The sequence below is a fragment of the Paenibacillus sp. FSL R5-0473 genome, assembly GCF_038004565.1.
Classification (GTDB): Bacteria; Bacillota; Bacilli; order Paenibacillales; family Paenibacillaceae; genus Paenibacillus; species Paenibacillus amylolyticus.
In genome coordinates this window covers 6,521,381-6,545,118 of sequence record NZ_JBBORL010000001.1, presented here as the reverse complement: position 1 = coordinate 6,545,118, position 23,738 = coordinate 6,521,381, and the positions used below count along the sequence as shown (strand labels likewise).

General features: G+C 49.2%; 18 protein-coding genes. 4 read left to right on the top strand and 14 right to left on the bottom strand.

Going from position 1 to position 23,738, the window contains the following annotated elements:
• Positions 1 to 47: 47 nt before the first annotated feature.
• The 7 genes from MKY28_RS28685 to MKY28_RS28655 form a co-directional block, all read right to left on the bottom strand.
• The gene (locus MKY28_RS28685) at positions 48 to 929 is read right to left on the bottom strand and encodes a nitrilase-related carbon-nitrogen hydrolase (RefSeq protein WP_340937664.1); all 882 of its coding nucleotides are present in this window, start codon (positions 927 to 929) and stop codon (positions 48 to 50) included.
• Positions 930 to 933: 4 nt separating this feature from the next.
• Entirely contained in the window at positions 934 to 2,223 is a 1,290-nt protein-coding gene (locus MKY28_RS28680) for a M20 family metallo-hydrolase (RefSeq protein ID WP_340937662.1), read from the bottom strand.
• A gap of 97 nt (positions 2,224 to 2,320) precedes the next feature.
• Positions 2,321 to 3,694, bottom strand: coding sequence for an aspartate aminotransferase family protein (locus MKY28_RS28675; RefSeq protein WP_340937661.1), 1,374 nt, complete (start codon positions 3,692 to 3,694; stop codon positions 2,321 to 2,323).
• Positions 3,695 to 3,715: 21 nt separating this feature from the next.
• Positions 3,716 to 4,780 carry an ABC transporter substrate-binding protein gene (locus MKY28_RS28670; RefSeq protein ID WP_340937660.1) on the bottom strand — a complete coding sequence of 355 codons (1,065 nt, stop codon included), beginning with the start codon at positions 4,778 to 4,780 and terminating at the stop codon, positions 3,716 to 3,718.
• Positions 4,781 to 4,920: 140 nt separating this feature from the next.
• Entirely contained in the window at positions 4,921 to 5,859 is a 939-nt protein-coding gene (locus tag MKY28_RS28665) for an ABC transporter permease (RefSeq protein WP_340937659.1), read from the bottom strand.
• Positions 5,856 to 6,668, bottom strand: a complete 813-nt coding sequence (locus MKY28_RS28660; protein WP_340937658.1) for an ABC transporter permease — start codon at positions 6,666 to 6,668, stop codon at positions 5,856 to 5,858. Before MKY28_RS28660 ends, MKY28_RS28665 begins: the two co-directional genes overlap by 4 nt.
• Entirely contained in the window at positions 6,649 to 7,473 is an 825-nt protein-coding gene (locus MKY28_RS28655; RefSeq protein WP_340937657.1) for an ABC transporter ATP-binding protein, read from the bottom strand. Before MKY28_RS28655 ends, MKY28_RS28660 begins: the two co-directional genes overlap by 20 nt.
• 364 nt (positions 7,474 to 7,837) lie before the next feature.
• Between MKY28_RS28655 and MKY28_RS28650 the strand changes: the two genes are divergently transcribed.
• From MKY28_RS28650 to MKY28_RS28640, 3 genes are all read left to right on the top strand, one after another.
• Positions 7,838 to 10,063, top strand: coding sequence for a methyl-accepting chemotaxis protein (locus MKY28_RS28650; RefSeq protein WP_340937656.1), 2,226 nt, complete (start codon positions 7,838 to 7,840; stop codon positions 10,061 to 10,063).
• A 119-nt stretch (positions 10,064 to 10,182) separates the two neighbouring features.
• Positions 10,183 to 11,184 (top strand): GTP 3',8-cyclase MoaA, encoded by a 1,002-nt coding sequence (gene moaA, locus MKY28_RS28645; protein ID WP_100528370.1) that lies wholly within the window; start codon positions 10,183 to 10,185, stop codon positions 11,182 to 11,184.
• Between the two features lie 376 nt (positions 11,185 to 11,560).
• Entirely contained in the window at positions 11,561 to 12,397 is an 837-nt protein-coding gene (locus tag MKY28_RS28640) for a methyl-accepting chemotaxis protein (protein WP_036612668.1), read from the top strand.
• A 213-nt stretch (positions 12,398 to 12,610) separates the two neighbouring features.
• Here MKY28_RS28640 and MKY28_RS28635 read toward each other — a convergent pair whose 3' ends face one another.
• Entirely contained in the window at positions 12,611 to 13,219 is a 609-nt protein-coding gene (locus MKY28_RS28635; protein ID WP_340937655.1) for a LysE/ArgO family amino acid transporter, read from the bottom strand.
• Between the two features lie 135 nt (positions 13,220 to 13,354).
• Here MKY28_RS28635 and MKY28_RS28630 point away from each other — a divergent pair, with 135 nt between their 5' ends.
• Complete coding sequence (locus MKY28_RS28630; RefSeq protein WP_340938069.1) at positions 13,355 to 14,848, top strand: aminotransferase-like domain-containing protein; 1,494 nt, start codon at positions 13,355 to 13,357, stop codon at positions 14,846 to 14,848.
• Between the two features lie 161 nt (positions 14,849 to 15,009).
• On the opposite strand, the gene MKY28_RS28625 is transcribed toward MKY28_RS28630, so the two are convergent.
• From MKY28_RS28625 to MKY28_RS28600, 6 genes are all read right to left on the bottom strand, one after another.
• On the bottom strand, positions 15,010 to 15,837 hold the full coding sequence (locus MKY28_RS28625) for a carbohydrate ABC transporter permease (RefSeq protein ID WP_047840740.1): 828 nt from the start codon (positions 15,835 to 15,837) through the stop codon (positions 15,010 to 15,012).
• Complete coding sequence (locus MKY28_RS28620; RefSeq protein WP_017691891.1) at positions 15,834 to 16,718, bottom strand: carbohydrate ABC transporter permease; 885 nt, start codon at positions 16,716 to 16,718, stop codon at positions 15,834 to 15,836. The genes MKY28_RS28625 and MKY28_RS28620 overlap by 4 nt, the downstream gene beginning before the upstream one ends.
• Positions 16,719 to 16,897: 179 nt before the next feature.
• A complete protein-coding gene (locus tag MKY28_RS28615; RefSeq protein ID WP_047840742.1) occupies positions 16,898 to 18,178 on the bottom strand; it encodes an ABC transporter substrate-binding protein in 1,281 nt (426 codons plus the stop codon).
• Between the two features lie 147 nt (positions 18,179 to 18,325).
• The gene (locus MKY28_RS28610; protein ID WP_340937653.1) at positions 18,326 to 19,435 is read right to left on the bottom strand and encodes a response regulator; all 1,110 of its coding nucleotides are present in this window, start codon (positions 19,433 to 19,435) and stop codon (positions 18,326 to 18,328) included.
• Positions 19,432 to 21,222 carry a sensor histidine kinase gene (locus MKY28_RS28605; RefSeq protein ID WP_340937651.1) on the bottom strand — a complete coding sequence of 597 codons (1,791 nt, stop codon included), beginning with the start codon at positions 21,220 to 21,222 and terminating at the stop codon, positions 19,432 to 19,434. The genes MKY28_RS28610 and MKY28_RS28605 overlap by 4 nt, the downstream gene beginning before the upstream one ends.
• A gap of 329 nt (positions 21,223 to 21,551) precedes the next feature.
• Positions 21,552 to 23,555: a beta-galactosidase gene (locus MKY28_RS28600; RefSeq protein ID WP_340937650.1), complete on the bottom strand. Its 2,004-nt coding sequence runs from the start codon at positions 23,553 to 23,555 to the stop codon at positions 21,552 to 21,554.
• Between the last annotated feature and the right edge of the window lie 183 nt (positions 23,556 to 23,738).

Here is a 23,738-nt window from a genome sequence, read left to right as displayed (position 1 = left end):
ATGTCATGCACCTCCTGAAGTTTGATCCGCGCAGCTTCCAGCTACTTTTACAGACTAACCAGATGTTCGTACGTTTCCGGCCTGCGATCTCGGTAGAACTGCCACACATTACGTACCTCACGAATCATCTCCGTATCCATCTGGCCAATGATGACCTCATCCTGATCCCGGCTGCCTATCGCTACCATTCTGCCTCGCGGGTCGACCAGGTACGACTGTCCATAAAATTCACCCATATTCCATGGCGCTTCCACGCCAACCCGGTTGATGGCCGCTACATAATAGCCGTTAGCTACCGCGTGAGCGGGCTGTTCCAGTTTCCACAGATATTCCGATGTACCCGAAACCGTAGCTGAAGGATTGAAAACAATCTCTGCCCCCGCCAACCCGAGCAATCGTGCCCCTTCCGGAAAATGACGATCATAACAGATGTACACGCCGACTCTGGCGTAGGCCGTATCAAATACCGGAAACCCAAGGTTACCTGGTTTGAAATAATACTTTTCCCAGAACCCATTCGTACCCTCACCTGCTTCCACATGTGGGATATGATGTTTGCGGTATTTTCCCAAATATGAACCATCCGCATCTATAACGGCTGCCGTATTGTAATACGAAGCAATGCCCTCCACCTCGTATACAGGTAAAATAATCACCACCGCAAGCTCCTTTGCCAGCTCCTGAAAACGTCTGGTCGTCGGTCCTTCCGGCACCGGTTCAGCGGATGCATACCATTTGGGATTCTGCTCTGTGCAAAAGTACGGCCCATAGAATACTTCCTGCAACCCGATGATCTTGGCGCCTCTTGCAGCAGCTTCACGGACCAGCGCAATGTGTTTCTGAACCGCAGCTTCTTTGTGTACCTCAACGGGAGCCGAACCTTCAATTTCATGAGAAGCCTGGATTAATCCGATGCTGATTTTGCTCATAACGTCACAACACCTCCTCGGGTAAAATGATTGGTTGGTTCACTCCACTACACATCCTCCGAATGGTGCGATATAACACTTCCGTGCCGAGTCCAATATCCTCCGGGGAGGAATATTCGCTGGGATGATGACTGATGCCGTCTTTGCTGCGGACAAAAATCATGCCATAATCACACACAAGCGAAAGGGCCAATGCATCATGGAACGGACCACTCATCAGCTCTGGCAAAGTAACCCCGATCTCTTCCGCGGATGAACGAATCACCGACATGATTGACTCTGCACAATACCGCGGCTCACTGTTCGTATCCTCTGTCAGCGAGTAGGTTAGACCATATCGGAAACTCACGTCATCCAAAATGTTCATCAATCGGGCTTCAAGCCGGTTCCTGCGCTCCATCTCCATGTCTCGTAAATCAACCGTGAAGCTGACTTCCTCCGGGATGATGTTACGCGAGTCTGGAAACACCCTCAGACTTCCCACCGTACCTACGGTTGGGACTTCCGGGTCTTCTCTCACCATATCGTCAAAAGCCGCAATGACTTTGGCGCTACCTACCAGAGCATCATGCCGCATTCCCATCGGAACGGAGCCGGCATGACCCGCCATGCCTTTCATCGTCACCGTAAGCCACAACGGACCCGAGATGCCCGTCACCAGACCTACTGGTGCATTCATCGCTTCCAGCACCGGCCCCTGCTCAATGTGCAACTCCAGATAACTGCCTATGGAACCTGGCGGATAGATCGCCTCTTCAAAATCCGAAGGAGAACAGCCAAAGGCTTCCAGTGCCTCCCGGCGGGTCACTCCATTTTTATCCTGCCGCTCCAGTTCGCCTTCTTCCAACTGACCCGTTATGCCACGTGAGCCGAAAAGGCCTTTGTTAAAACGGGAACCCTCTTCGTCGCAAAAGGCAATTATCTCAATTGACATTAGGGGCTGAATGCCATTTTCGATCAGGCATTGCACTGCTTCGAGCGCGCCTAGCACACCAATCGCTCCATCATATCGACCGCCATAAGGCTGAGAGTCGATGTGGGAACCAATCATGAGGAGCGGCAGCGCCTGATCCGCACCCTCCAGACGACCAATCAGATTACCGAAGGCATCAAGTCGTGTCGTCAGACCGGCATTTTCCATCCAGAGACGAACTTGTATGATGCCATCCATATCTTCCGGGGTCAGGGCAAGTCGGCAAACACCCGTCTCCGAGATTCGGCCAATCTGTGACAACTGCTCAATTCGCTCATTCAGCCGAAGCTGATTAATGAGTTTGCCTGTTGTGGTCTGCATCCTTCCTCGCCTCCTTGCGCTTATTTTCGCGTAATGATATGAAAATTTTCATTTTGCTTGCTAAACCGTAAACGCCTGTCGTACCTGTGTATGGCAACTAACCTGCGTCCAGACTACGTAGCGCAATGAGCAAACTTCCAGCGATCAGATCCAGCTCTTCCTCGGTGGTAACAAACGGCGGAGAGATCGTCAAAATGTTTGCAAACCCCGGTACGGTATCGCCGTTCTTGCCAATCAGGATGCCATCCCTTTTACAACTGGCGAGTACCTTCATTACTTTATCCGCCTCCGCAGGAGATCCGTCTGCTTCAATCAATTCAATGCCACAGGCGAATCCGAATGAACGGATATCCCCCACAATGGACAGCTCCAGTAGTGGCTCCAGCTTCTCACGAAGCAGATATCCCAGTTCTTCCGCCCGGCTGACCAGATTCTCTCGTTCCAGAATCTCCAGATTTGCCAGTGCCACCCGGCAGGACACCGGATTTCCGCCAAATGTATTCACATGGCGAAAATGGGCATCCGGTCCGGGTTCGCGGAACGTGTCATACAGATCGGCTCGCACGGCCGTTGCCGATAGCGGCGAATACGCACTGGTCATGCCTTTTGCCATCGTCACGATATCTGGCTGTACACCATAGTTCTGATGACCAAACTTCTGCCCGGAGCGACCAAAACCGCAGATTACCTCATCCACAATGAGCAGCACGCCATAGCGCTGACAGATCTCTTGCACGGTACGCATATAATCCGGCGGGGGCACAATCATGCCGCCTCCTGTAATCACTGGCTCCATAATTACTGCGGCAACCGTCTCAGGACCTTCCCAACGAATCACCTCTTCATAGATGGTTGCACATTCGAGTCCGCATCCATCCTTGTTTCGTCCAAACGGACAGCGGTAACAATACGGTGGTGGAACATGAGAGAAACCTACGCCGAGTGGCTCGTATTTGATCTTGCGGGCGGCTTGCCCGGTGGCGCCCAGCGCTCCCATGGAGTTACCGTGATAGGCACGGTGACGGGAGATGAATTTGTGCCGAGTAGGCTCACCATTCTGATGGTGGTACTGACGGGCTATTTTGAAAGCCACCTCATTCGCATCTGAACCTGAGTTGGAGAAGAATATTCGATACTCCCCCTCCAGCCATTCATTCAGCTTCTCCGCCAGCAAAATCGCCGGTTCGTGACTCTGCGTCATCGGGACATAAGCGAGTGCTTTCATCTGTTCGTAGGCACTCCTCGCAATCTCCTCACGGCCATGGCCCACATTCACACACCACAGTCCCGACATCGCATCCAAATAACGCGTACCATCCTGATCGGTGATCCAACTGCCCTCCCCGCTTACTGCAATCATCGGATGATCGTTATGAGGTGAGATGTGATGCCATACATATTTGCGATCCTTCTCCAGCCATTCTTCCTTCGTACCGCCAAGCGGCTGGGGCTGCTGATCTACAGAACTCATTCGTCATCCTCCTCCACGCGCTTATTTCACCGCTTCTTCATAGATGCTTTTCTCCAGCGCTTCATCCAGGTTGGCGGCTTTTTTGATCAAACCATAGTTCAGTGCAATATCCGCAGTTCGGGTAAACGACTCATCCACAAAGCTGCCGACTTGCTGCTCCGTAAATCCTTCCGGGCGAATCAGCTTTGCAATCTCTTCGAGCATCGTGACCTGATGTTCACGGGTGGTGCTGCCATCCGTCACATTACTCATCACGATATCCACCGTCTCATCCTGATTGTCGATGGCGTAATTCCAACCTTTCAGAATGGCACGGGTCACTTTAACCGCAAGCTCACGGTTGTTGTCTACCCAATCCTTCTTGGCAATCAGCGTATCCTCCAGCATCCCAACACCGGCATCTTCAATATTGAATACATCCAGATCGGATTCTTTCATCCCACTTTCCAGCACCACGTGAAATTCGTTATAGATCGTTGCCGTCGCCACATCTACCTGATCGTTGAAAAACTGATCCATCGTGAACCCCTGCTTCACCAGTTCAATATCTTTCTTCGGATCGAGTCCATTCTTCTCCATAAACGCGAGCACCTGAAACTGCTGACTGCCAAACCAGGTACTGACCTTCTTACCTTTCATCTGAGCCGGATCAGTAATGCCTAGGGACTTCTTGGCAATCAAACGATAACTGCTCTTCTGCGAGATCTGGGCGAGCGAGACGAGCGGCAGGCCATTATCCCGACTGACTAACAGACTGTCTACACCCGTAATGCCCACATCGGCCGCACCATTGACCACCTGCTGCTCTATCACGATATCCGGACCACCCGGAATAATCTCGGCATCAATGCCTTCATCTGCAAAAAAACCTTTTTCCTTCGCTGTATAGATCCCGGCAAACTGCGCCTGCGGCACCCATTTCAGTTGAATTTTCACTTTGGTTAAGGGTTGATCTGCTTCGCCCGCCCCTCCTGAACTCGCAGCAACAGGCTCAGCCGCCGGCTCGGACTTCGTAGAACATGCGCTCAGCATCGTAACAACCAACAGGACCAATACCAGCAAACCCGGCTTCAACGTTTTGTACATGTACAGAACAACCCCCTGTTTATATACGATTTATCAAGCATCAGTCCGTGTTCAAAAAGTCTACTTTTCAGTACCGTGGACTTTTTGAACAACCTCTATCAGGTATTACGATCTATGGATGGTTGATACCCTGATGTATGTTAGTGATCTGTGCGTGCACGATTCCACGGAATGAGTCGTTTTTCTGCCAGGACAACCGCTTCATACAACACAATGCCGAGCGCGGCGGCGATGACAATGCAGGACCAGGCCAAGGGCATGTTTGCCAGTCGAATCTGATCCGAGAGCAAGTACCCCAGCCCCTGGGAGGCGATGAAAAATTCACCCACAATGGCCCCGATAATACTGGTCGACATGTTGATCTTCAGACCGGCGAAGAGGGAAGGCAGCGCATGAGGCAGTCTCAGCTTCCAAAAAAACTGCATCCTGCTCGCGGCTAGACCACTCAGCAGATCACTGTACTGCGGCTGAATGGAAGTCAGTCCTTTGAACAGGCTGACGGCCATGGCGGCCATCGTAATCACCGTGACGACTGCAATACGAGACCAGATCTCATCACCAAACCAATTGTTCATAATCGGGGCAAGGGCCACGATCGGAACAGCATTAAGTGCAGACAGAACCGTAACCGCGGCCCTGCCGCTTGTTGGAAAGAACGATGCACCCGCTGCCGCCAGAGCACCCAACAATGAACCGAGCAAAAAGCCTCCCAGCATTTCGGTTCCGCTGTACATCGCATATCGAAAGAGCATATTGGCATTTTCCTGAATGGATGCCGCAATGGCGGAAGGCACGGGCAGTTGGTAGCTTTCCAACGAAAATATCCAATGAAACACCCTGAGCTGCCAGAGGGCGAGAAACAACACACCCGCACCCCAAGGAAGCATACTCAGCGCAACCGATCGTCCGCGAACGCCAGAGCCCAATCTGGCCTTTTCGGCTTGTCCCTGTTGTCCATGAATTTCCGAACCTGGAACAGTCGTCATCTGTGAACCAGAGAGGTTCGTAGCCGCGCCAGTTACAGCAGCAATGGCTACACCTTCATCCCGCTTCCGTTGCAAAACTCTACCTTCACTCATATGGCATCACCTCCTTTGGTCCTGAATTCAGGCTGCCAAGGGGTTAGCCAACGTTCAGCCAGACTGATGGCCAGATATGAGATCAGGCCAATGCCAATGCTAAGCATGATGGTTGCCCAGAACATGCCAACTTGGGCATGGCCGTAATATAACGAACTGACCATCAGGACGCCGAGCCCATCGGGGGCCCCCATCAATTCCACAACGATGGAGGAGGTCACCGCCAGCGGAGCAGCTATTTTCATACCGGAAAATAGTCCCGGCAGTGCAGAAGGCAGCAGACATTTGATATATCGTGCAGTCAATGAAGCTCCACAGGAACGCATAAGCTCCAAATGCTCTGGTGCTGCACTTTTCAATCCTTTTAACGTATGGATGATGATCGGGAAGAAAGTGACATACGCAGCCATAACAATCCGCGCCCACTCCGCGTTGTGGATGATGCCGTACACAATTGGTGCGAGACCAATAACCGGAACCATCTGTGAGGAGACAACATATGGCGATAACGTGCGCTCTAGCCAGACAGCCCCGCTCATGAGTAGAGCCAGACCCAGACCAAGCAACGTTCCCCCTCCAAAACCAATGGCTGCATTGCCAAACGTGACAGCCCCCTGCTCTGCGAGCGTACTCGAGTAACGAAACAAGGCTGCAAGGACTTCGTGCAGATAAGGAAGGCGAGACGCCGCCTGCTGAGGTGACAGGAACAGTTGGAGCATCCAGGCGATTCCTTCCCATAGCACCAATATGGCCATAATCCAGATGACAACCCAGGATCGATATCCCGGTTTAAAGAACCGCAGAGACATAAGATTCATCACGCTCCTCGTAGAAGCAGTTGCGAATGGTCGTGATCATGTGGTAGAAGGCTTCCGTTTCTCTCAGTTCACTATGACGTTCGGAAGGCAGATTGACGGAATGAATGGAATGTACTTGCCCCGGATGTGCCGAGAGCACGATGATCCGGTCGGACAGAAATACGGCTTCGGGGATGCTGTGTGTGACAAAGAGGAAGGTCTTGCCTGTTGAGCGCTTGATCTCAAGCAGCTCCAATTGAAGCTTTTCTTTCGTGAATTCGTCCAAGGCGGAAAAGGGTTCATCCATGAGCAGCAATGGCGGATCAAGTGCAAGTGCACGTGCAATGGATACACGTTGCTGCATCCCGCCACTGAGCTGCCATGGATAATGGTCTGCGAAGCGGGTTAACCCCACCATTTCAAGTAGTTCACCGCTAATGCGGCGGCACTCCTTCCGGCGGGTACCCAGCAGTTCCAAGGGCAATTCCACATTGTGACGAACGGTGCGCCAATCGAACAAGGCGGGTGTTTGGAAAACGATTCCAAACTGTCGCTGTAGTCGAGCTCGCTCAGGCTCCTGACCTGCAATGCGTACGGTGCCTGAGGTAGGTTGAAGTAGATCACCCACCAGCCGGAGCAAGGTCGACTTGCCACAGCCGGAAGGGCCCAGCAGAGAGACAAACTCATTGGACTGGATCTGGAATGTAACATCCGACAAGGCAGTCACTTGTTGTGTACCTGTACCAAAAACAACGGACACATGATCTACATCAATATGGCAGGCTTCGGGGACTGTGGCTGAGGATATGGAGGACATGGGCATTCTCCTTTGTGAGAAGTTGTTTTCATTGCACACCAAGGCTGAATGGGAGGTTTATATACACAAACGTAACAGGTTTTGCTTGTTAGATAATACTATATCGCTTTGGGCGGGGATTACATTATACAGTGTGTTTTGAGTATGGACCTGTTCATGTTACACAATGTAAAATGAGACGGATTCTCAGATACATACATGTGAGTTTTCTTCGTAGATAGCTAACATACATTTCACCTAACAAAAAGCGCACAATCATTTGTATTTATTGATTAAATATTCGGAAAATATGACATATCCCCTCGTATTCTTGTTCGTTTTCTTGTATAAAGATTGAATAGAGAATCCAGAAATCGGGGTGGTCATGATGTTTGATTGGCTGGGATGGAGAAAAGGATTGCCGCTGTGGCGATCGTATCGGTTGAACGCACATATGAAGGAAGATGTGGAACAGATTTTTGAGGGAATTGCCGAAACGAGACGGCAGCTTATGATGGACTGGGCAGATGAACAATGGAATCACCTGGATCGTTTGCTTCAACAGATACAGTCGGTCCGATTACAAGATGTATTACAAGGTTCACAGCAACGAAGTAAACTAGATACATGGTTTCAATCCAGTTATATTCGAGCCGTAGACAGTACGGAGCTATTTATGCTGAACGAACAGAATCAGGTGGTATTCTCTACATATAAGAAACATATTGGACAGATCTATGAAGATTACGAAGCTTTAATTGGACCAGGATTGAAATACTCCAGAGCAGATCGTCATGGCAAAAAATGCTTGTATGGTCCATATTCTGATCCACTGACGTTGGATATTGGTCCCCGCTCGTCCGCTTTTCACGATGATGTCACCTTGCTGTTTATCTCCCCAATCCTGCAGGAAGGTCGATATGTCGGTTCATTATGCAGCCGTGTTCCCGGGGATGTACTTGGTGACCTGATCCAACGAGAATCAGGTCATATCTATCCCGATTCCGGTGACAATTACCTCTTTATGGCTGAGTCGATATTACGGCCCCATCTGCAACCAGGCACCGCCTTGTCCCGAAGCCGCTTCGAGGATCGTACTTTTACACATGGGGAAAATCTCAAAGATGGTCTCACCACCGAATGGGGTATCGTTTCCGTTAAGGAGCATACCGAACTGGAACTCATGTTCACTGATCCATCGACCGGAGAACTACACCCCGGAGTAGCAAACACCATTCAGAATGGTTCCAATCTGTTTGTAGCTTTTCCCGGCTACTCGGATTATCGCCATATTTCTGTGATTGGCAAAGGCATCACCTTCCAGCTGCCACACTGTCCTGATCGCTGGGGCATGATGTGTGAAGGAGATCTGGAGGAAGTGTATCGGATACGAAGCATCGGCTGGCGCCAGTTCAAGCAGCACAGTCTCTTCACGCTTTTGTCAGGCGTTGCAGGAGCCGCCCTTGTCTATGCCCTCACTGGTAGTGGATGGGGCGCGGCAGCGATGGCAGCATTTAATGTGTTATTTGGATTCTTCACTGCATTACAGCTGCATCGCAGCCAATATCGACGAGTTCATGGAGACTTGCGTCGCATCAGCCGATTTATTCGAATTAACGCCGAAGGCAGGGGTGATCTGACCCAGCGCCTGAACACGTCTGCTTTTGCCCAAGATGAATCGGGTGAACTGGCGAAGTGGATCAACAACATGATTGATTCTCTGGAAGGCATTATGCTGAAGGTACAACTTGCCACGGTAGACGTTATGGATAATCAGTATCAGATGCGAACTTCAACAGAGACAACACAAGGTACGACTGAGCGCGTGAATTACAAGCTTGGTTCGATGATTCAGGCCATTCGCACCCAACTGGAAGATCTCGACCAGGCCAAGATCGCTGCTGATCACATGCGCATAACGCTGCAACAACTGGAGACCTCTGCAACTAAACAGATCGGCGTAGCCCAGCAGGAAGTGGAACGAATCGGCGACAAAATGACCCAAATCTCAGGAGCGGTGTCCGATACCAACCGTACCATCCTGTCCTTCATAGATACCATGAAAGAGATTTACCGTGCACTGGCTGTCATTGATGAAATTTCAGCTCAGACGAACCTGCTCGCTCTGAATGCTACAATTGAAGCCGCACGCGTGGGCGAACATGGCCAAGGGTTCTCGGTCGTGGCAGGGGAAATCCGCAAGCTAGCCGAGTTATCCCGCTCTTCAACTGAAAATATTCATCAGATTCTGGACCGAATCTCAACGGCAGCAGGAGCTGCATCTCAATTGATCACAGAGGGTGATCAGGTACTGGCTGAAGGAACAACACTGGTTCAGGCCGCTTCGCAACTTCTGCAAAATGCTACCGCTGAAGAACCTGAGCGCACACAAGTCGTGGATCAGGTGGTCATGCTGATGGAGAATATTGCTGCAATCAGCCATCAGAATCGGGCGACTTCTGCCGAGGTAGAAGCAGAGATGATGGAGCTGATCCGTGATATGTTGCAGGTTCAGCATTCTTCGCATAACGTGGAAGCCATTACGGTCTTTCTGCAACAACTCGTGGGACAATTCCATCTGAATCACCCCGCCAAAAATGCTGTCATCTGACGTCATCGTTGACGCGGATTGGAGAAATAGCTAAAATTTGATGCAACTGTTCCTTTTGAAATTGTCGTATCATTTATAATAGAAGATTTCCAATCTGAACCGATGAAAGGGTGGTCTGCATGGAACTGCTTCAGGATTCATTTGGCCGGATACATGACTACATCCGTATTTCTGTTACGGACCGCTGTAATTTACGCTGTGTGTACTGCATGCCTGCAGAGGGTATGGAGTTTGCTCCGCATGATGAGATTATGAGCTACGAAGAAATAGCACAGGTGCTGAAGGTACTTGCCCCGATGGGCATGCGCAAAGTCCGACTCACCGGGGGCGAACCGTTGGTACGCAAGGATCTGCATAAGCTCGTCAGCATGATCTCGGCAATTGATGGGATTGACGATATTGCCCTGACTACCAACGCTCTTCTGCTGGACAAACAAGCTCAGGCGTTGAAAGATGCTGGGTTGAACCGGATTAACATCAGTCTGGATTCCCTGCGCGCTGATCGCTTCTCCATGATTACCCGCGGCGGAGATGTGAACAAGGTACTGAAAGGCATTGAAGCTGCAACAGCTGCTGGCCTTGCTCCGATCAAGCTGAATGTTGTGCTGATGAAGGGTATCAACGATGATGAGATCAAGGATTTTATTGCAATGACGATTGATCAACCTCTTCATGTGCGTTTTATTGAATATATGCCGATTGGACAGGCTTCGGATTCATGGCGCAAATCCTATTTGCCGCTGGAAGCCGTGACTGATGTATGTGCTGAAGCAGGCTGGACGGTAGAAAATACAACAGGCCCTGCGGGCAATGGCCCATCACGAAATATGAAAATTGCGGGCTCCGAAGGCACATTTGGATTGATTCATCCCGTAAGCGATCACTTCTGTGACAATTGCAACCGACTTCGGCTGACCGCTGACGGACATATCAAAGCCTGCCTCTACTGGTCCGATGAGTATAATGTTCGCCGCTTCGTGGATGATCCGAATGCCATGGCGGCACTTTTCCTCAAAGCGCTGGGTACGAAACCGAAGAATCATGAGATGGCTTTGGCTTTGGAACAAAAAATGCAATCTCATACACCGACGGTACGCCGCATGTCCCAGATTGGCGGATAACAACAGTACGCAATATAACTCAACCGCGTATTCCTGCATATGGATATATATCTTTACCGTCAGGATGACCTCTTCACACAACGGATGAGGTAACGCTGGCGCGGTGACCCCTTACGTAAATCAGCTTTCATAACGTGAAGTGGAGCGTGTCATAAGGCATAGATGGATAGCCAAAGCAGACAAGAACATGATGTTCTTGTCTGCTTTTTCGTTATATTTTCATAAATTTCTGAAAATCATCAATTCCCCTGTTTCATTTGTTAAAAATTTAATTAATATACGTTATGCCCTTATCAGGCCTTCAAGATTAACCTCATTCTGACGATGTATACAATACATCTAGATGATACACATACATTATAGGAGCTGAACCTTATTGAACATCGTTGAAGCACTCGTTGCAGCAAGTCCATATTTTAAAATTATGCTGAAAGAACACGATATCATGATTGCGGTAACCGACACGGAGAAGTTCTGGTATTATGTTCCCAGCAACGAACTCGATCTGGGCATCAAGGCTGGAGACCCCGTTTCCCTCGATGACCCTACACTACGCCGGGCACTTATACATGGGGAAACTTCAGCGAACCGTATTGATGCGAAATTCTATGGCACATCAATCAACTCGGCGGCCACCCCACTTCGAGATGAACAAGGAAATATCGTGGGCACACTTGCCATTGGTTTCTCTCTTCAGAACGAGGAAAAACTGGAGTACTTCACTGAATTGATCGGCGGTATCAGCGGAAAATTAACAGATATGGTGCAGACGGTAGCCGCCCAATCCGAGCAATTGACGGCATCTTCCACGCAAATTTTGGATAATACCCGCATGGCTGTGCAGAACTCAGGCGAAGTGAACAAAGTCGCCGCATTCATCCGTGAAATCTCAGAACAGACCAATCTGCTCGGCCTGAATGCAGCCATCGAAGCGGCCCGAGCAGGTGAAGCGGGCGCCGGATTTAGCGTCGTTGCATCTGAAGTGCGTAAACTTTCTACAGGTACCAAAGAAGCTACGGTGAATATCGAACGTTCCTTGAAAGATGTTCAGCATTCCATTCAGCAGATGGAGCAGGAGATCACATCCATCTCACAGTCTAGCAACCAACAAGCGGTGCTGGTAACCGAGTTCAGCGAGGTCATTGATCAGTTGAACAGTGTAAGCCGTGATCTGAAAGTGTTTATTGAATCCATGTTGCTGAAGGCGGAATAGATCCGATTACGATGAACTTAACTCAAATGACTAACCATATATAAGAGACGCAATACCGATGCATTATCGAGCACTACATATTCCTACTCAATAACTAATTCAACAGGCTATGCTGATTACCAAATTCAGCATCCACATTGAACTCTCCGTGCGATTAACGTCACGGGGAGTTTTTTTATTTTAACAAGTTGTGCCAGCCACATCACGGTCCTTCTATGAATAGATGAGCTTCCACAGCATCATACACGCAAGCCCAACCATGACCACAGCGGAGAACCGATTAAACACCAGACTGATGCGTCCAGTTCGATCCGTTCTGCCAATCACCCTGCCTGCGCCTGCAAGTCCCAAGAACCATATCCACGATACAGCCGCGGCTGTTAGGGCAAAATAAATGCGCTCCACCCCTTCATACTGAAGTGAACTGGTGCCAATCACAGCAACCGTGTCCAGCAGAGCATGCGGATTGAGTAAAGACACCGATGCGGCAAACGCAATCTGTCGCCCCGCTGACATTACCATCCCCGAACCTTCCACAGATTCGGATGACCTCCAGATACTCCATGCCATATACAGCAAAAACAAGCTTCCTGCGCCATACAACACATTCGCCAGCAATGGCCATTGCAGCAAAATGAGCGACACCCCTCCGACGGCTGCCCCGATCAACAACGTATCACTGACCCCTGCCGTTATTACAGCAGGCAGGGCATGTATATAACGCCTCTGGCTCATGCCCTGGTTAAAAATAAATACATTCTGCACACCCAGTGGCAAGATCAGGCCAAACGCCAGAACCACTGCATGAATAACAACCTCCATCGTTCTTCCCCCTTATCTCTGTCCTCCATATTAGGGCAGATGATAACTGACGTAACCAACCACTTGGATGGCATCAGACCCAACCAAATGATATAGTGTTTGTTACAAAGAAAAACGGAGGTGATTCTGCCGGTTATGGAACGCTCTGATTCCCGGCTAAACATGGGTTGGAAGCCAAATACTTCTCTCGACTTGCCCTTATATCGCCAGATTGAAGCCTATATCCGGCAGAAAATCACAACGGGCGAATGGTCCGCAGGATACCGTCTCCCATCACAGCGAATATGGGCTGAGTCCATGGGAGTAAACCGCAGTACATTGGTCACTGCCCTTGATAATCTGGCCGCCGCGGGTCTGCTTGAAGGCAGACATGGCGGGGGAACTTATATTTCCGGCTCCGGTTGGCATGGCATGGCTCACGGAGCCATGCCCAACTGGAACGAAGCCATTGAGGAGGGCTGGTATTATCCCAACCTGCCCGAGATCCAGCAGATTAATCAGGCTGAATTCAGGCCTGGCATCATACGTCTTGGTACAGGGGAACTTGCCCCGGACCTGATGCCTCAGGATGCTTTTAACGACATTCTGTACTCCCTGTCCCATCGTTCTCGTACACTGAACTACCTGGAACCTCAAGGAAGCCTGGAGCTTCGTGAGGCTTTATCCGTCCATTTGCAGACTACCGGCATTCAGGCCTCTCCAGATTCCATACTGATCGTATCGGGTTCTCTTCAGGCGCTACACTTGATTTCGGTCGGACTGCTCCCTCGCGGATCAGCGGTTCTGCTGGAAAAACCGTCGTATCTCTATTCCATTCACGCCTTTCAGTCAGCAGGGTTGAAAATGAGTGGTATCCCGATGGATAACGAAGGCCTACACATTGCACGCCTGGAGGATGCTGCGCAGCATGTCAAAGATCAAGATCATATCTCGCTTCTCTACACGATCCCGAGCTTTCACAATCCCACCAGCTCTGTCATGAGTGATCACCGCCGGGAAGAACTCATGACCACCGCTCGAACAATAGGCATCTCCATACTGGAGGATGCCGCCTATAGTGATCTGTGGCTGGATACACCTCCTCCGTCATCGCTGAAGGCGCGTGACCAAGAAGGACGGGTGCTGCATATGGGCACTCTGTCAAAGGCAGTCAGTCCTGGTCTGCGCCTCGGATGGCTGGTTGGGCCAGAGCCGGTCATTCGCCGTCTCGCAGATATCAAGATGCAGACCGATTATGGTACCAGTTCACTCGCCCAAGAAGCTGCTGCCCTGTGGTTCGCAGAAGGACATCACGCTGGACATATGGAACGCCTTCGTCCTGAACTTCGCAAACGCAGAGACTTCATGCTGGAGCTGCTTCAACGTCACTTCCATGGGATTGCGGAGTGGGAAATACCCGCTGGCGGGTTTTACATCTGGCTGCAATTCACTGTCTCTCCGCTCTCTATCCGCCAATTGTTCCATACCTGTCTGGAGCAAAATGTACTTATCCACCCGGGTTATCTGTATGACCGGTTAGATGCGAGTCATATTCGGCTGTCTTACGCTTATGCTTCCCCCGATGAGATGGAGCGTGGACTACAATGCCTGGCAGAGGCTGTCCACAGGCTTATGGATTCTGGCTTCTGACTTTGACGAATGCTTTTTCCTGATTTCACAATCAAAAAAAACAGCCTTGACCTTGAAGGACCACGTCCTTCAGATCAAGGCTATTTGCGTAAGTTTCCTAAGTGTGTTCGAATACCAAAAGCGCGTAGCTACCGGTGAAGTTAAGAATTCCCTCGAATGTTTTACCCTTTTACCGCACCCTCCGCAATACCCTCCATGATGAACTTCTGGAAGAACGCATAGATCAGAATAACCGGAATCGCAGTCAGTACCAGGGAGGACAGAATCAACGGCCATTCCTTGTTATATTCACCAAACAGCATGTTTGTGGACAGTATCAGCGTATAACGATTCACATCGGTCAGCATGAGCAGTGGCAACAAGAAGTCATTCCAGATCCACAGGAAGTCCAGAATCGCGATGGTGACTGTGATCGGCAGCAAGAGTGGGAAGATAATCTGGAAGAATGTCTGGAACTCATTACATCCGTCCATCTGAGCTGATTCTTCCAATTCACGCGGAATGGACTTCACAAACCCGTGATAGAGGAAGATTGCCATGTTCACGCCAAGTCCGATATAGATCAGGGCCAATCCGTACGTGCTTCCTTGCACCCCCATGCCTTTGGCTACCCGTGTCAGCGGAATCATGATCGAGTGGAACGGCACCAGCATGGATGCAACAAACAGGAAGAAGATCAGGTTACTCAAACGGCCGGAGGTACGTGACAACTTGTATCCCGCAAGTGAGGCACAGAAGACGATTCCCCCGATCCCCAGAAAGGATACAATTGCCGAGTTCATGGAACTGCCCAACAGATTGATTTTGTTAAACGCGTCCGAATAATTCTCCCAGTGCAACGTTGTTGGCAGCGCGAGAAAGGATTGGAACATCTCACCCTGTGTTTTGAAAGAGTTCACAACCGCCATGTAGATCGGCAGCATAGCGACGAGAGAGCCCAGAATCAGCAGCAGTCGAATCAGATAACTGTTCAGTCGTTGCATCCTCATGCTTCCACCTCTTTCTTCTTCATGACGGTGATCTGGATGAGTGTAAAGATGAGTACGATGATGAACAGCACAACCGATTTGGCACTCGCATAGCCATATCTGAAGTTGTTGGAGAACGCTTCTTCATAGATATTCATCGTGATCACCTGCGTGGCCCGGCCCGGTCCACCACCAGTCAGTCCATACACCACTTCAAACACTTTGAATGCTCCGTTCAGCGTCAGGAAGAAACAGATGGTCACGGCATGAGTAATCATTGGCAACACCACATTGCGCAGTACCTGGAATGCGTTGGCCCCATCAATAACAGCCGCTTCTTTGAGACTTTTCGGCACACCCTGGAGAGCAGCCAGATAGATGATCATCATATACCCTACACCGTTCCAGAGCGATACGATCAGAATGGAGTAAAATGAAAACTTCGGATCACCCAACCATTGCTGGTCGAGGAACGAAAAGGCCAGTTTCTCTGCGAGCTGTGGCAGCACCTGAGAGAAGATGAATGTCCACATGAAAGCACTGATGATTGTACTGATCATGTTAGGCATGAAGAACAGCGTCCGGAAAAGCCCTTTGCTGCGCGTTCGTGACTCAATCAACACAGCGAGCAGCAAGGCAATTCCATTTTGCAGAATCAGCATAAATATTACATATTTCATCGTGAACCACAGGGAATTCAGAAAGTCAGGATCTTCTTTGAACAATTCCACAAAATTGCCCAGACCGATAAAGCTGTAATCCCGATTAAGTCCGTTCCAATCCGTCAGACTATAGAACATGCCACTAAACGTGGGATACAGCAGGAAAATCGCATAGATGACAAAGGCAGGCGCAGTGAACGCGAGCAGTGACAGATACTTCTTGAACACATTCGTAGCCATTGGTTCTCCCCCTTTTCACTCGAAGCGGATGATTGTAAACGAGGGAACGAAGAACGTTCTGCCTGCCGTATCATCTGCTTGGAGACTGTGACGAAACAAAGTACCGCTAATTTGTTGACAAAACTCTCAGACCGTTGAGATTTGCCAACAAAGGCGGATACTCCATTCCTCACAGCTCCTTACTTGTTGACTTTGTTGTAGGATTTCCACGCCTTGTCGAGCGCATCGATAACCTGCTGTTGATTTAATTGCCCAGAGTAGTAACCTTGCAACGCTTTGCCTGACTCGTCTTTCACCGCTTGAGGGAGGGATGGGTCCTCATAAGCTTTACCTTCACTCACATATTTCTGGGCATCGTCTACCCACGGGAAGCTCTTGAAGTCATGGATCTTGGCAATCGGATTGAATTTGAGCGCTTCGAAGAATGCACTTGAATCCTTGTCATCGAGAATGTAGTTCACGAAATCGAGTGCCACTTCTTTGTTTTTGCTAGATGACGATACTGCCAATGAAGTGGAGGTGCTCAGATTGATTTTGGTATCATCCGGATTGTCATTGATCGGCATTGGTGCTACACCAAAGTTCAAGTCCGGGTTGGACTTCAGAATGGTCTCGGCAAACCATGGTCCCTGAATCCACATCGCGGCGCTTCCTGATGCGAAGGCTGCTGAACCATCATCTCCGCCCACTTCCAGCGCTTTGTCCGTTCCATTGGCATTGACGAGATCAAAGATATCAAACAATGCTTTCATATCGGAGAAGGAGCCCTGATCCTGATTCATCTTCTCCACGAAGTCTTTGTGCTCAGACTGAGTTAATGCACCCACGGTAAGTGGCAGGAATAATTGCGGAATCCAGGCTTCTTTGTAGGACAGTTCAAACGGTGTAATGTTGGCTGCTTTGAGTTTCTCCACGACCGCTTTCATTTCCGTTAACGTCGTTGGCACTTCCAGCCCTTGCTCTTCAAAAATATCTTTATTGTACAGATAGCCCCATGATACTGTTTCCAATGGAATAGCTACGATTTTACCCTCTGCATCCGTTATGGAAGGTTTAACCGAATCCAGTAGCTTATCGACAAAAGGTTGGCCCGACAGGTCTTCCAGATAACCAGCTTTGCTGAATGGTGGAATCTCATTGACTGCATGCAGGGCGAACACATCCGGTGCATCATTGGAGGCGAGACGAGTCTTCAGAATCTGAGGTGCATTGTCCGCAGGCGGCATCTCCAGTTGCACGTTCACTTCAATGTTTTTCTCTGCTTTCTCCTTAGCTTTGAACTGTTCTATATATTTGTCGTAATGTTCTTTCAGCCGAGGTTGTGCAACGAATACTTTGAGTGATACCGTGCTGCCTGATGCGGATTCCTCCTGCCCATTGTCCGTTCCTGCATTGGAACCGCAACCTGCGAGCAGAACACTGACCAGTACCGCACTTGCTACGCTTTTCCATACTTTCATCTCTTTTGACCTCCCGGTGTGTAACTGGTTTGTCTTTCATAGGATCATTATATATCAGTAAATGAAAGCGCTTCATTGGACAAAATTAGACTTGTGTATTGGATTATTTTAAACCTTAATCCTGCCGCAAATGCTCTCTCGAATGTCTCATTCCTTACTACTGCCTGATTTACCTGATATACGAGCCTGTCCCTTCCGCATCTCCCCTGGAGATATTCCGAAATGCTTCTTAAACACTCGATAGAAGTAGGACACATCCTCATAACCCGCCATCTCGGCAATATGCTTGAACGGAATCTGTTCATCCATCACCCATTCTTTCGCTCTCGTCATACGTAATTGGACAACATAGTCGGTCACATTCACCTCATACTCTTTCTTGAATACCTTGCTGAGATATTCCTTACTAACAAAAAAGATCTGGGCGAGCTGCTCCAGCGTAATCATCTCCATACAGTGCTGCTCAATGTATTGCTTCACCTCATTCAGGTTCAGCTTGTTCTTGAATTTACGCTGCGCAATCAGCTGCTCCAAAGCCTGATAGTACGGAGTCGAAATCCATGTGATCGTGGATTCGATGGAAGCCAGCGCAGACGCAGGAGGTAGCGCCGTTGCTTCGGGCCGCTCGTACAAGCCATTGGAGACGCACAGTTCGTCCAGCAAAGCCTGTAATTCATGAGCCACCCTTCCAAGCTGCCGAGGTCTGTTAATCTCGCATCGTTCCAGCTTCTGCTGTAATTGCTGGAACCACTCCCGCAGACTCTGAACGTTTAGGTCATTAAACCGCAAGCGAGCCTGCTGCTGAAACAGGGAGAACTCACCTGCGAACGAAGATGGGTACGATTCCCATGATTCAGGTGCTGATTCAACCTTTTCCAATTCCTTTGCACATTTAGCAAGTACACCATTCAGTTCATCCGGATTCACCGGTTTGAGCAGATAATCTGCAGCCCGATGCCGGATTGCATGTTTTGCATAATTGAAGTCATCATATCCGCTCACCACGATCACCTTGATCTGTGGGTATTGTCCGCTAAGCGTCTGCAACAGCTCCACACCGTCTGTACCGGGCATGCGCATGTCCGTAATGATAATGTGAGGCTGATGCTGCTTGACCAGTTGTATGGCCTGCTCGCCATCCTCTGCCTCACCTGCAACGGTCATGCCGAGTTCATTCCAATCTCCGAGATTGCGCAAAATATCCCGGTTCCACGGTTCATCGTCCACCAGTAGCACTCTGTACAGTTCCTTTGTCACAAGGCTTCGCCTCCTGTATTGCAGGGGATTCGTATCGTAACGCTCGTCCCCTGTCCATATTCACTTTCCATGCTCATCCCGTATTCAGGTCCAAAATGCATTACAATTCGTGAGGCCGCATTGACCAGTCCAATACTTGTACCTGAACTCCACACCCGATCTGCCTGCCGGGTAAGCCGCTCCAATCTGGATTTCATCTCCGTTAGTTTCTCAGCATCCATACCCACACCGTTATCACAAATTCGAATGGTTACATCTTTAGGTTCATAGACGACCTCAATGCCCAGCTTCCATTCGCCCTGTTTCTTCTCCAGACCATGCAAAAATGCATTCTCCACAATGGGTTGCAAAGACAACTTGGGGATATAACACGCCCGAAGTTCTCCCGTAATCTCCAGTGTATATTCAAGCCTGCCGGCAAAACGTTGCTTCTGAATCAGCATATAATGCTCCAACTGATCGAGTTCAGACTGCAGGGGCACCAGTCCATCCGGCGCTCGCACAATATAACGAAACATCTCGCTTAAGGCTCGAATGACCTTGTAACTGTCTGCCGGTTTTTGCGAGTAGACCATGCCGCCAATCATCTGCAGTGTATTTTGCAGGAAATGCGGATGGATCTGTGATTGCAGTGCTTTGAGCTCGGCCGTCTGCTTCTCCAGATTCATTAGATAGTTGTCGCGAATATGTTCCCGGATACGACTAGCCATGCCGTGCAGATTTTTCTCCAGCAGACCAATCTCATCTACCCGGCCACTTCGCACCACTTCCCTGTCCTTGATCAGTTGAATACCCTTCATGGAATTTGCCAATCTGACAATGGGCTTCGATGTACGCCAGGCTACGAGCGCAGCTAGTCCTACAGATATGACAGTGGCCAGGCCACCCACAACCAATCCGTATTTCATCGTTTCCAGGGCACTTTCGTTAACAACATGGGCAGGTACAATCTTGATCACACGCAGTCCTGACGGCTCAATGGAATGAAAGAATACGTACTCCTTGGCTGTACGGATAAACCCCGAACTTTCTTTTGTGCCTGCCAATTTCTCCAGTGCTTCCGCTGAAGGCTGAATATCTTGGTTTGGCTGATAGACCGGACTCCCCGTGCTGTCAGCAATGTATACCGCATAGTCACCCCGGCTATCCAGCAGCTCCAGCGTCTGGTTGAACTCAGCCCACTTGACCTCCAGACTGATGGCCCCGATCTGTGCCTGATCCTCGAAGCGGTTCATGCTGCGGGTCATGTGAAACTTTTGCGGATCGTCCGGATCATTGATAATCGTAAAATCTTTATGTTGTGCAAAAAGCTCATGATATCCTTCCGGTATTTCCGATACCGCTTTGATGCGAGAATCCATCGAGTTGAAGGTGAACAAGGTGTCCAATTCCTTCAGGTACAGTTCAACGCCAAATACATAATTGCCAGCGGAATAGTATACACTGTTCAGCATATTGAACATGGCCTTCTGTTCATCGAATCGGCTGGCCGCCGGCGCTTCCTCGTTCAACGCCAGATATTGATGCAATTCGTCACTGATCTGAATCGAATAGATAATGTTGTTCATGCGCGCGAACTGTTCACCCAGATAGATGGAGGCCCAGTTCATATTGGCTCGGTTGGTCTCCATAATCTCCTCTTCCATGGAAGAGCGGGTATTCTCAGCAGCCATAGCGGTCATGGCAATGACGGGCAGAACGGCCAGCAGCGTCATGGTAAGAATCAATTTATTGCGAATGCTGCGTTTGAAAGGATCTATCAGCTTCCGATAACATTCGGTAAACACAGCGCATCCACTCCTGAGCTAAAATAGACAAACGCCCCAGCATGGAAGCTGAGGGCGCTTTGGTCTTTATATTCGTTTGGAAATGTTACAACTAATGCTATTTACACGGACACTTCGATGACAGAACAACCTTCGATCGCTGTTATCCCCAGATTTTTTCTGATTCCCTTTTTGAAAAGGGAAAATCCGGGGATAAAGGCGAGGTGTATGCTTCCGATGCAGCTTTCTTTCAGAAAGCTTTTAGCTTCGCTTCGTTAGGTTATTTCTGTCATCTCCGTTTTTGTGTAAATTTATAGTTCAACATCCATTGCCTACTCTATTATTTTCTATTATTGTTCGACAATCCGTATGCCCCATGGCTCCAGTTCGATCTTCTCTCCTTCAGCAATCGGGGTTCCTGCCAGAAGTTCAGTTCCTTTTCGATAAGCATTTACGAAGGATGTTGCCTCACCTGCATAATTGAAATAGTAGCGAATCGTGTTTCCCTGATCGTTCACACCTGTCTTCACAATGATAGGAAAAGCCAGCTCCTGATCAGCTCCCCATACGCCCGCTTCCTTCATGACACGTTCCAACACCTTACGGATCACCGCAGAACTGGTATAACAGCCGACATAGGTTGCTTTGCCTTTTCCATAGGCATTCTGGGTAATTGCTGCATATTCACCCCAATGTGGATGATCATACCAAGCGAGTACTTCAGCCGTTGTTGGTGTAATCAGTTCCATCCAGGTGTGAATCTGGTTCTGCTCCTGACCAACCTCGAATGGATCATCGCGCAGCGAAACATGTTTTGGCTCTACAAAAAGGTTATAGCTGATCCCGCATGCCTCACTAATCAGGCCGGGCTGGCGGGTAGAGCGTACCTTGATATGCTCATTTGTGAATCCGCTTTTGAACGAATAGACGATATGTCCGCCATCCTGTACGAATTGATTCAATTTTTCCAGCAATGCATCCGAAGCAGCATACAGAGCAGGTACAAGGAGCACGTCATACTCCGCATAACTCTCAACCGATGGATCGATCAGGTCACAGCCAATGTTCATTTTATACAATTCATCGTACATCCAACGCACCACGTCATTGTAGTTCTTGTCACTGGTAAAGTTAAACCCAAACCACTTGATGGATGTGAGCGCCTCATTGCTGAACAGCACGGCCACCCGATTCTTTTTCTTCAGATTCACAAGCTTAGGACTCAGTCTTGCAAAATCCCTGCCAATGGTCTTCGCTTCGTTGTACACCGGATTCGGTTCAAAGTCATGACTGAGCAATCCTTTCCAGTACGTCTCAAACGAATTGTGCAACGAGTGCCAGTGCCAGTAAGCGACCATGTTCGCCCCTGATGCCAGATGACTAAATGCCTGCAAACGCAGCTGTCCCGGATAGGGAACCCAATGCCAGAAAGCCTGCGCTTCGGTCTCCAGTACCAGATAATTCGATTGTTTGGTCGAACGCGCCACATCCCCGCCGAATGAAATCTCAATGCCGGTCAGATCATCCTGGGAAGGATGGTAGATGTCCACACTGGTGATGTCAAAAGGTTTCGATGCGGCAAAATGGTCCACATCCCCTTGAATGCCGTAGGAATATCCACGCCAATCGAAGTCAAAGTTCTGGGTAACAAACTGTCCTTCCTGCTTGTATTCATTCACGATCCCCACTTGCCAAGCCAAAAAGTTGGTTACCAACTGTCGCTGGAACTTGGCAAATTCAGCACCCAGACTGCCGTTGATCGTTCCTACAACAGACGGGAAGTCCTCCCAGCTATTGATCCGATTGCTCCAGTAATCGAGGCCAAATTCCTTGTTGAGTTCATCCAGGGAGCTGAACTTGTTACGCATGTATTTCACGAATTGCAGTTGTACATTATCTCCAGCCGTATTGTAATGCTTCGTCTCGTTATCTGTCTGATAACCGATTACCGCTGGATGTGTGCTTACCCGAGAGATCAGCTTGCGGATGATCCGTTCGGCATAGAATAGATAGGTTGGGTGTGTAATGTCCATGATCTGTCTTGCGCCATATTTACCAGGTCCCTGTGAGGTGGTAGCCAGCACGTCCGGATGTTCCTTGACCATCCATGTAGGAACAGCATACGTTGGTGTGCCAATGATAACCTGAATCCCTGCCTCATGCATGGCATTGAGCACACGGTCTACGGAAGAGAAGTCAAATACGCCATTCTGCGGTTCATGGGTACTCCAGGTTGATTCTGCAATGCGGACCACGTTAATCCCTGCATCTTTCATCATCTGAATGTCTTTGTCCAATCTTTCGTAAGGCATATATTCATCATAGTAAGCTACGCCATATAATAATTTGTCCATGATTTAATCTCCTTTTTAGGTGGAAAATATAATGATCTTGACGTGTGCAAGAGTTGACATATTCCAATCCATAATGGTAGCGTTTACATTAATGTCGGTTGAAGAACTTGGATTGTTCAGCAACCACTTGAAAAGCTGATGTGTTCCATGGATTATCCATGCTTGCGTTAAACTGATTATAAT